We start from the raw sequence: 9,845 nt of genomic DNA, 5'->3' as shown, positions 1-9,845 counted from the left end.
TTGAAATGGAACGCCTGCACCGTATCCAGCTTCTCCCATTCGAAACCAAATCGCCCGGATGCGAGTTCATAGAAGTACCGACTATTGGCCTGCTGTTCTTCGGGCAGCATCCCGCCTTCACCCGAACAAATGCCAGTGCCCGCCATTTCAGCACCCATCGCCAAAGCAATTTTGGCAGGTTCTGAGAGCGCCCCAAAGGACATGTCCGACACGAAAAGCGGTATCTTCAATCGCAAAGGTTTTTGCGCGTTCGGCCCGATGACAACTTCCGTTCCGACAGGATCATCATCGAGCAGTGGCGCCTTGTGCAACTGTGCCGTCAGAAGCTGAATATCATCCCAATCGGGCAATTCATTGCGCGGCACACCCATCGCATCGACGCGCCCATGATGGCCGGTCTTCGACAATCCGTCGCGCGCGTATTGCTGGATCAGCCCCGTGTGCGGCTCTGCATCCGTGCCATGAGAGGTATCCGCATATAGCCCCAGATAGGCATCGCGATTGTAGGGCTGCGGGTTCTTTTCGGTCCATGCGCCAATCTCATCGGCATCAACCAGGACGTCATCGCCATCGACCCATGAGGTAAACTTCGGCAGCTTTTCTTCGTTGGCATAGGCCGACACGCCCGTATCCAACCGGTAGTCCCAATTGTGGACCCCGCAGATCAGATCCTTTCCACGCACAAATCCGTCAGACATGAGCGCACCGCGATGCAGGCAGCGCCCATAGAAAACCGAAATCTCTTCATCAAAGCGGACAACGACCAAATCAACTTCGCCCACCAGCGCATACTGCGGGTTGCGATCAGGGAGATTGCTCAACTGAGCGACGCGGGTCTTGTTCATGACGTGTCCTTTCCGGGCGAATTTCGCCAAGCAGAACACGGTTTGGGACAATCACAAAGTGATTGCTGCGAAAAGGGCGCCCGAAGGCGCCCTCTCCATTATCTATCAATGCACAACAGCATCCTGCGGTGGTTCACGGTTGCTTGAGGACACGCGGTCCCCGACAAGCAAACCGTCGGCACCCGCGCTGACGCTGATCGTATCGCCATCCATGACATCGCCGGCAAGGATCATCTCTGCCAATTGGTCCTGCAAGGCGCGTTGGATCACGCGCTTGAGCGGACGCGCACCAAACACCGGATCATAGCCTTCATCGGCCAGCCATTTCAGCGCCGCCTCATCCAGATCAAGATGGATGTTCCGGCCTGCCAGACGCCGCTCAAGACGCTTCATCTGGATGGTCACGATACCGGCCATATCCTCACGGGCGAGCCTGTCAAAGATCACCGTCTCGTCCAACCGGTTCAGGAATTCCGGCCGGAAATGCGCGCGCACGGCGTCCATGACATCGCGTTTCGCTTCAGAGGCATCCGCACCGTCAGGAAGCTGGCTCAACGCTTGTGCGCCAAGGTTGGAGGTCAGGATAATCAGCGTCTGCTTGAAATCCACTGTCCGCCCCTGACCGTCGGTCAGCACACCGTCGTCCAGCACCTGCAACAGCACGTTGAACACATCAGGGTGCGCCTTTTCGACCTCATCGAACAGGACAACCTGATACGGACGACGCCGCACCGCTTCCGTCAACACGCCACCTTCGTCATACCCGACATACCCGGGAGGGGCGCCGATCAAACGGGCAACGGCATGCTTTTCCATGAACTCCGACATGTCGATACGGACCATCGCGCTGTCATCATCAAAGAGGTATTCGGCAACGGCTTTTGTCAGCTCCGTCTTACCCACACCGGTTGGACCAAGGAACAAGAACGAGCCCAAAGGCCGGTTCTCATCATTCAGCCCAGCGCGGGCACGTCGCACGGCATTGGCAACCGAACGCACGGCGGTCTTTTGACCGACAACACGCTTGCCCAGCTCATCTTCCATGCGCAGCAGCTTGTCGCGTTCACCTTCAAGCATCTTGGAGGTCGGAATACCCGTCCAACGCTCAACGACTTCGGCGATTTGTTCCGGTCGCACAGCTTCCTCGACCATCAGATCGTCGTTGTCTTCGACCTCTGCGACAAGGCGCTCCAGCTCAGGGATCACGCCGTATGACAGTTCACCCGCTTTCGCGAGGTTGCCTTCACGTTTGGCGATATCCAGATCAGCGCGCGCGCGATCAAGGCGTTCCTTGACGTCGCGCGTGCCTTCCAGCTTGTCGCGCTCCGCCTGCCACTTCGCGGTCATCTCGGACCCGCGCTCTTGCAGGTCGGCCAATTCTTTTTCCAACCGCTCAAGCCGGTCCTTGGAAGCTTGGTCGTCCTCTTTCTTCAGCGCTTCGCCTTCGATCTGCAATTGCAGGATCTGGCGATCAAGCGCGTCCAGTTCTTCGGGCTTGCTGTCCACTTCCATACGAAGACGGCTTGCGGCCTCATCCATCAGGTCGATGGCTTTGTCCGGCAGAAAGCGGTCTGTGATATAGCGGTGCGAAAGCGTCGCCGCCGCAACAAGTGCGCTGTCAGAAATCCGTACACCGTGGTGTAATTCGTATTTCTCTTTGATGCCGCGCAGGATGCTGACCGTATCCGTCACGGTTGGCTCCTCCACAAGCAAGGGCTGGAAACGACGGGCCAAAGCCGCGTCTTTCTCAACGTATTTGCGGTACTCATTCAGCGTCGTCGCACCAATGCAGTGCAATTCCCCTCGCGCCAGGGCAGGTTTAATCAGGTTGGCAGCATCCATCGCACCATCGGCTTTTCCGGCACCGACAAGCGTGTGCATTTCGTCGATAAAAAGAATGATCTCACCCGCAGCGGCTTCGATTTCCTTCAGAACGGCTTTGAGACGCTCTTCGAACTCACCACGATATTTCGCACCCGCAATCAGGGCACCCATATCAAGCGCCATCAGCTTCTTGTTGCGCAGGCTTTCAGGCACGTCGCCGTCAATGATGCGCAGTGCCAAGCCTTCGGCGATGGCTGTCTTACCAACACCGGGTTCACCGATAAGAACCGGGTTGTTCTTGGTGCGACGTGACAAGACCTGCATTGCGCGGCGAATCTCTTCGTCGCGGCCGATGATCGGGTCAATCTTGCCCTGTTCGGCGGCCTCAGTCAGATCGCGGGCGTATTTTGCCAGCGCTTCGAAGCTATCCTCTGCGGTCGCACTATCTGCGGTGCGGCCTTTGCGGATATCATTGATCGCCGCGTTCAAACCCTGCGCCGTGACCTGCCCCGCGTCGAGCGCATCTTTGGCCTTGGATTTCACCAAAGCCAGCGCCGTCAGAAGGCGTTCGACAGGCACAAAGCTATCTCCAGCTTTCTTTGCAAGCGCTTCTGCCTCGGCGACGACCTTCGCGGTCGTATTATCAAGGTAGGCTTGCGCGCCATCGCCAGTGACCTGCGGTATTTTCGCAAGGCTCGCATCAACGGCGGCAAGCACAGCTTGCGGGTTCCCGCCCGCACGGGTGATCAAATTGGACGCAAGCCCTTCTTCATCATCCATCAATGCTTTGAGCAGGTGTTCAGGCGTCAGCCGCTGGTGGCTTTCGCGCATCGCGATCGTCTGGGCAGCTTGGATAAAGCCGCGCGACCGCTCGGTGAACTTTTCTAAGTTCATGGGTCTCTCCTTTGTTAAGCGCCCGTGTGAAGTCGATGCCCGCTAGGCGGCACATCTTGTTTTGGGCCTTGCTCATTAAGTGGGGGCCGGACCCATTTCACGCAAGGTTTCGGGCTGGAAAAACTAGGAAGAGGGAAGACCGAGCGAGCTTTCCCTGCCGACCGGCGACATGCGCTGCAACAGCGTTCATGCATCAACTCTGCGCCTAAGGCAGAGGTATTCTTCACAAGACCCCTCGCGTGGGCGTTTGTGAAAACGGCCAAGGACCAATGGCGCGGCCCCGGGACGGATTGCGCCATTGCTTTTGCATTTGGACGCAAAGCTCGCTAGACCGCGCCAAACCCCTGAAAGGAGTACCGCCCATGTCCAAAGACCGTCTGATTGTCGCAATGGATGTCCCCAATGTTCTGGATGGGCTGGAGCTGGCAAAGACCCTTGGTGACAGCGCCAGTTTCTATAAGATCGGCCTGGGAATGCTGTGCGGAGGCGGGCTGGCATTGGCCAATGAGCTGAAGCAAGAGCACAACAAACGCATCTTCCTGGACATGAAGTTCTTCGACATCGGCGCGACTGTTGAAGCGGCCGTGCGCGGTGTTGCCCAATTCGACCTCGACTTTCTCACGGTCCACGGTGACCCGCATGTCGTCCGCGCCGCGCGTGAAGGTGCGGGTGGGTCGGATATGAAAATCCTTGCTGTCACCATCCTGACGTCGCTCGACCGAAGCGATCTGGATGCATCTTGTATCAAGGCGGGCGATGTCGCTGATTTAGTGCAGGAACGCGCTGGCATTGCGCTTGAAAACGGTGCGGACGGCGTCATTGCGTCTCCGCAAGAGGCCGCATTGATCCGCGCATTGCCCGAAGCCGCAGGCAAGTTGGTTGTCACCCCCGGTGTGCGCCCGCAAGGTGCGGCATTGGGGGATCAAAAACGGGTGCAGACCCCGGCACAGGCGATCAGGAATGGCGCCGATCACGTCGTTGTCGGACGGCCCATTTGGCAAGCGGCCGATCCACGTCAGGCAGCCCTTGCTATTCAAGCCGAACTCGCCTCAGCATAACAAAAAGCCCCGTCGGTCTGGCGGGGCTTTTTTCAGTGCAGGCAGGCGACGCTCAGTCATTCACGTCTGTTTCCCAGACTTTGACCTGCCCTTTCTTCAAACCGAAGACCTTGCGCATCGCAAGATAGGAGATCAGCGACAACACCGCAAAAATAACAAGTGTCAGCGCAAACCCTGTAGCGGACACACCCAGCAGGATCAGCAACCCCATCACCCCTGCGCCTACTGCAAAGCCCAGAAAGATATAGCCGGGGATCAAGACTTCCAACGTCGCCAAAATCAGCGCCCCGGACATCCAAACCCACCATTCCGTCCAAAGTGCCATTCTAGCGCCCCTTTAACATCTTGAATGCATCAGCAAAGGCATCCAGCGCATTGGCGGGCAAAACAACCGTCTGGCTGCCAGCGCCATCGCCCAGTTTTTGCAATGCCTCTACCTGCTTCAATGCAACCTGATACTGCGCCGCTTCCAAGCCGTTTTCGGCGATTGCAACGGCGACCACTTGCGTTGCATAGGCCTCTGCGTCCGCCAGAATGCGGCGCGCCTTTGCATCCTGTTCGGCAGCATAGAGTTCCGCATCGGATTGCAACTCGACCGCGCGCTTCTTGCCTTCGGCCTCGGTCACCTGCGCGCGGCGGGCACGCTCCGCGTTCAACTGCTGCAACATCGCCTCGCGGGTGGCTTGGTCAAGATTGACGTCCAATATCTCTGCGCGTGTCACTTCGATACCCCAATCATCGACCTGCTGGGCCACTTGGGTCCGGACGGCCTCGATCAGACTGGAGCGGTTCGCCTGCACCTGATCCAACTCCATGCGGCCAATCTCTGAGCGCACGATACCTGCCACTGTGGTCGAAATCGCACCATCGACATCGCGGATCCGGTAAACTGTCTTTTCCGGTTCGATAATCCGGTAGAAAACCGACGTCTCAACCTGCACCAGCACGTTGTCCGATGTAATCGCATCCTGCGTCATCGAGGGCAGCTGGCGCTCCAAGATAGAGACTTTGTGGCGGACACGATCAAGAAACGGCACGATAAAATTGATGCCGGGCCCCAGCACCGACCGCAGCCTTCCCAGCCGCTCAACAACATATTTTTCAGATTGCGGGACGATGCGGACACCTGCAAGAATGCAGACGACGATGAAAACTGCCAGAAGCAGGAAAAGTATGTTTTGGCCCAGAAATTCGGCGATCATTGTATCAGCATCCATATATCTATCCCCTAAAAGCGGTATGGGGGATAGATAGGCGCGATGCGGGCAGATATCAATGTATACTACTGTACACTGTTTGATTTATACCGTGCCATTGCAACCGCTCCAATTGCGTCAGCGGTCGCTGGGCTCAAAGTCCAGCCAAGGTGACCGTGACCTGTATTGTAGAAGACACGGTCATTCTTGCCGGGACCAACGCGCGGCATCATATTGGGCATCATCGGACGCAGACCAGCCCAGGGCACGCAGCTTTCCGTTGATACGTCCGGAAGATGGTCTTCGCACCATTTTATCAACGGGCGCACGCGGCGCTCCAGTATATCGCGGTTTTCACCATTAAATTCTGCTGTTCCGGCAATGCGGAAACGGTTCTTGCCCAAACGAGACGACACGATTTTGGCCTTGTCATCGAGCAGGGACGTCGTCGGTGCCGCCGCTTGGCTCACGGGATCATCAAGGTTTACGGTGATCGAATAGCCTTTGACAGGATAGACATTCACGCGGTCACCCAACATCTGCGCGAACTTGCGGCTTGCGACGCCAGCGGAAACCACAATCCCGTCGTAGCGCTCCTCATGACCGCATTCGACATATACACCATCATTGCGCACATGCAGATCGGTGACAGGGGCACCAAGTCTGAAGGCCACACCCTGCTTCTTCAACCAATCAGCGAGGCCAATCGTGAATTTATGAATGTCGCCAGTGCTATCGCTCTCGGTCCAGAAACCGCCAATGATGTCACCGTGAAGCGTAGGTTCGCGGGCCAGGACCTCATCCGCGGTCAGCTCATGCCGTTCCAGCCCACCGTCGGCCAGCAAGCCATTGACCTTGCGCGCGTGCTTGAGGTCTTTCTCGGCCTTGTAGAAATGCAGGATCCCGGCAGGGCTGAAATCAAAATCAACACCTGATTTCTCTGCCATCTCCGACAGGCCAGCGCGTGCGGCAACAGCCATCGCGGCCGTCTTGGTGGTGTTGGTCTTATAGCGGGGAATATTTGCGAGAAACTCGGTCATCCAGCTGACCTTGTGCCAGCCCGGACGCGGGTTCACAAACAGGGGCGCATCGCCCTCCAACATCCATTTGATGCCTTTGATGACAGTCGACCACTGGTTCCAGACTTCGGCGTTGGACGCGCTCAGCTGTCCGCCATTGGCAAAACTGGTTTCCATCCCTGCATAGCGCTGACGGTCGTAAACCGTCACGTCAAAGCCGCGGACCATCAAAGAATAAGCAGTGGTGACACCAGTGATACCGGCACCAAGAACAGCAATTGAAGGCATGGTAAGTCTCCTACCATATGCCCCCACCGTTTGCTGTACCTGAGAGATTCACCCACTTTCGGGTTTGCTCCTTCGGCGGACCAACCAAGGTCTCTCTTCGGCGTGTTGCACCCCAACCGGTCCTTTTGCCTGAGAGTGACCGGGGCGGTTGCTCCTTCGGCGACAGACCTAACCGTTCTCTCCCGGTCGGCGTGTTTCCTATCGGAAACCCTCTATACCAGTTGCAAACAAAAACAACTCTTTTCTTCGACAATCCGAATTCTTCTTCAGAGCATAAATATCCCCGCCGGAGGCATCCCCGGGTCGCCTCGGATACCCATGCGACGTTGTGCCCACCAAACGGTACCATTAGAGTGTCTTTATGCCCGCCCTTTGCCGCGATTGCCTGACCCGTTTTGACGCTGAAACGCGCTGCCCGCAGTGCCGGAGCCCAAGGGTCACGCGGCATCCTGAGCTGTTTGATCTGTTTATCGCCCATATGGATTGCGACGCGTTCTATGCGTCAGTGGCCAAGCGCGACAATCCAGAACTTGCCGACAAACCAGTCATCATCGGCGGCGGGCGGCGCGGTGTTGTCTCAACTGCTTGTTACGTCGCACGGATCAAAGGCGTGAAATCGGCGATGCCGATGTTCAAGGCGCTGAAACTCTGCCCGGATGCCGTCGTCGTGAAACCGGATTTCGACGCCTATGTAACGGCATCCAAAGCAATCCGTAAAATGATGGATGAATTGACCCCGGTGGTCGAGCCGCTGTCCCTGGACGAGGCATTCATGGATCTGCGCGGCACCGCCCGCCTGCACCATGCGCCGCCAGCGGTCATGCTTGCGCGGCTTGTCAAACGAATGAAAGATGAATTGGGACTATCCGGCTCCATCGGTCTTTCGCACAATAAGTTCTTGGCGAAAGTTGCCTCAGATCTGGACAAGCCACGCGGTTTTTCGGTGATCGGCAAGGAAGAAACCACCGCCTTCTTGCGACCCAAACCCGTCCGGCTCATCTGGGGGATCGGACCCGCGGCCCAAAGCAGTCTGGCAGAGGCCGGAATTCGCACGTTCGACGACCTTCTCCGCTGGGACAGGCGCGATTTGCATGACCGGTTTGGCGGTATGGGGGAGCGGCTCTATTCCTTGGCCAGGGGCGAAGACGGGCGGCGCATTTCATCGCACAGCCCTGTTAAGACCCTTTCGAATGAAACAACATTCAACGTAGACACCGGCGATGTTGACATTCTGGACGGCCACCTTTGGCGCATGGCCGAAAAAGTCAGCGCACGCGCCAAGGCAAAGGACAAGGCCGGACGCGTCGTCACCCTGAAGCTGAAAACATCGGACTTCAAACTCATATCCAAACGTCACAGCTTGCGCCACCCAACCCAGATAGCCGATACGGTCTATCGCACCGCGCGCGCGTTGTTCGACCAAGTCAGTTCACGAGGTCCGTTTCGTCTGTTGGGCGTCGGTCTGTCCGACATCACCAACGACGCGGATGCCGATCGAGAGGGTGATCTGCTGGACCCGGATGCGCAAAGACGGGCCAGGGCTGAAAAAGCCGCAGATCAAATCAGGGCACGATATGGGAAAGGCGCGATCATCAAAGGCCGCGCATTGCGCTGATCTGGGCTGGATCAAGAACCACCCCAAGCTTCGCTATTCGGCCGCCAGTCGCTGCTCTTGCGCTCTACCAATCTGGGAGATTTCAGCGATCACGCCATTCAGACGCGCTCTGAATGCGGCGTAATCCTCATTCGGCGCAAGCGTGCGTTCATTCATATAAAGCGCGCGATCAATCTCCACCTGAATGGCGTGCTGGCGGCGCGATGGTCGTCCGTAATGCTGCGTGATGAATGCACCCGCAAAAGGCATGTTGCGCGCCACCCGAAACCCTGCTGATGCAAACGCGGCTTCAACGCGCTCCACGACAGAACTTGCGGCCGTTGCACCAAAACGATCTCCCAGCACAATGTCCGGTCGTGCGGCACCGGGTGGACCCACGTTTTCCAACGCCTCATGCGGCATCGAATGGCAATCAATCAAGATCGCCTCACCAAAGGCATTTACACTTTCATCAAGCAGGGTCTGCAACTGGTCGTGATACGGGCGCCAATACTGCGAAATCCTGTCATAGGCCTCGGTTAGAGAAATCTTGCCGCCATAAATCTGACGGCCATTGGCCACCACGCGGGGAATTACACCCAAACCGCTTGCAATGCGCGGGTTATGCGCTGTGCGTCGTACGCCTGCGATAACGGCACTGTCGAATTCGTCGGGCCCACGGTTGAGATCCAGAAAAGCGCGTGGCGCATGGGCACAAAGCAATGGGGCGCCGTGGTCCGGCGCATCTTCAAAGAGCAGATCAACGAACGCATCCTCCGAAGACCGGATCTGGCTTGCGTCCAGCACGGTATCGCGCAAAAACGCATCTGGATAGTGCCGGCCACTATGCGGTGAGGCAAAGACAACACTTGTGGTCCGGGTCGTCGGACGGGACAGATGGAAGGCGGACTTCAACACAGATTTCATCCTCTCTTTTGTATAGATAGCGTGTTTTGGGAAAATTCCAAAAGGCCTTGATCCCTTCTCCGACTCCTTCTATAGACCGCACGACTGACGCGGTTCTGCCGCGTCCTATTTCGTTATAGGACGCAGCTGAAACGCAGATGACACAGGATGATTAGCTCAGCGGTAGAGCACTTCGTTGACATCGAAGGGGTCACTGGTTC

At 57.1% G+C, this 9,845-nt stretch carries 8 protein-coding genes and 1 riboswitch; of the genes, 2 read left to right on the top strand and 6 right to left on the bottom strand.

The window, feature by feature from the left end; genetic code table 11:
* Together ACFDSS_RS11465 and clpB are read right to left on the bottom strand one after the other, a co-directional pair.
* Positions 1 to 845, bottom strand: an 845-nt coding sequence (locus ACFDSS_RS11465; protein WP_375255877.1) for a glutamate synthase-related protein, incomplete at its 3' end; no start/stop codon positions are given.
* A gap of 105 nt (positions 846 to 950) precedes the next feature.
* Positions 951 to 3,563, bottom strand: coding sequence for an ATP-dependent chaperone ClpB (gene clpB, locus ACFDSS_RS11460; protein ID WP_375255876.1), 2,613 nt, complete (start codon positions 3,561 to 3,563; stop codon positions 951 to 953).
* Positions 3,564 to 3,925: 362 nt separating this feature from the next.
* Here clpB and pyrF point away from each other — a divergent pair, with 362 nt between their 5' ends.
* Positions 3,926 to 4,621: an orotidine-5'-phosphate decarboxylase gene (pyrF, locus tag ACFDSS_RS11455; protein ID WP_375255875.1), complete on the top strand. Its 696-nt coding sequence runs from the start codon at positions 3,926 to 3,928 to the stop codon at positions 4,619 to 4,621.
* A 52-nt stretch (positions 4,622 to 4,673) separates the two neighbouring features.
* Here the strand turns inward: pyrF and ACFDSS_RS11450 are convergent, their stop codons facing one another.
* From ACFDSS_RS11450 to ACFDSS_RS11440, 3 genes are all read right to left on the bottom strand, one after another.
* Positions 4,674 to 4,946 (bottom strand): NfeD family protein, encoded by a 273-nt coding sequence (locus tag ACFDSS_RS11450; RefSeq protein WP_375255874.1) that lies wholly within the window; start codon positions 4,944 to 4,946, stop codon positions 4,674 to 4,676.
* Position 4,947: 1 nt separating this feature from the next.
* Positions 4,948 to 5,838 (bottom strand): SPFH domain-containing protein, encoded by an 891-nt coding sequence (locus ACFDSS_RS11445; protein ID WP_375255873.1) that lies wholly within the window; start codon positions 5,836 to 5,838, stop codon positions 4,948 to 4,950.
* A gap of 65 nt (positions 5,839 to 5,903) precedes the next feature.
* Complete coding sequence (locus ACFDSS_RS11440) at positions 5,904 to 7,124, bottom strand: D-amino acid dehydrogenase (RefSeq protein ID WP_375255872.1); 1,221 nt, start codon at positions 7,122 to 7,124, stop codon at positions 5,904 to 5,906.
* Positions 7,125 to 7,231: 107 nt separating this feature from the next.
* Positions 7,232 to 7,319, bottom strand: a riboswitch (glycine riboswitch).
* 166 nt (positions 7,320 to 7,485) lie between these two features.
* Between ACFDSS_RS11440 and ACFDSS_RS11435 the strand changes: the two genes are divergently transcribed.
* Positions 7,486 to 8,739, top strand: coding sequence for a DNA polymerase IV (locus ACFDSS_RS11435; RefSeq protein ID WP_375255871.1), 1,254 nt, complete (start codon positions 7,486 to 7,488; stop codon positions 8,737 to 8,739).
* Between the two features lie 33 nt (positions 8,740 to 8,772).
* On the opposite strand, the gene ACFDSS_RS11430 is transcribed toward ACFDSS_RS11435, so the two are convergent.
* Positions 8,773 to 9,636, bottom strand: coding sequence for an N-formylglutamate amidohydrolase (locus tag ACFDSS_RS11430; protein ID WP_375255878.1), 864 nt, complete (start codon positions 9,634 to 9,636; stop codon positions 8,773 to 8,775).
* Between the last annotated feature and the right edge of the window lie 209 nt (positions 9,637 to 9,845).

Origin of the sequence: Yoonia sp., from assembly GCF_042093035.1 — a bacterium.
GTDB lineage: Bacteria > Pseudomonadota > Alphaproteobacteria > Rhodobacterales > Rhodobacteraceae > Yoonia.
Note: the sequence above shows the minus strand (reverse complement) of the source record. Positions and strands in the feature narration are given on the sequence as shown.

Bases quoted from the DNA above. Each gene is read 5' to 3' on its own strand.
- ACFDSS_RS11440 (WP_375255872.1), bottom strand. From the start codon at position 7,124: ATGCCTTCAATTGCTGTTCTTGGTGCCGGTATCACTGGTGTCACCACT.
- ACFDSS_RS11435 (WP_375255871.1), top strand. From the start codon at position 7,486: ATGCCCGCCCTTTGCCGCGATTGCCTGACCCGTTTTGACGCTGAAACG.
- ACFDSS_RS11450 (WP_375255874.1), bottom strand. From the start codon at position 4,946: ATGGCACTTTGGACGGAATGGTGGGTTTGGATGTCCGGGGCGCTGATT.
- ACFDSS_RS11445 (WP_375255873.1), bottom strand. From the start codon at position 5,838: ATGGATGCTGATACAATGATCGCCGAATTTCTGGGCCAAAACATACTT.
- clpB (WP_375255876.1), bottom strand. From the start codon at position 3,563: ATGAACTTAGAAAAGTTCACCGAGCGGTCGCGCGGCTTTATCCAAGCT.
- pyrF (WP_375255875.1), top strand. From the start codon at position 3,926: ATGTCCAAAGACCGTCTGATTGTCGCAATGGATGTCCCCAATGTTCTG.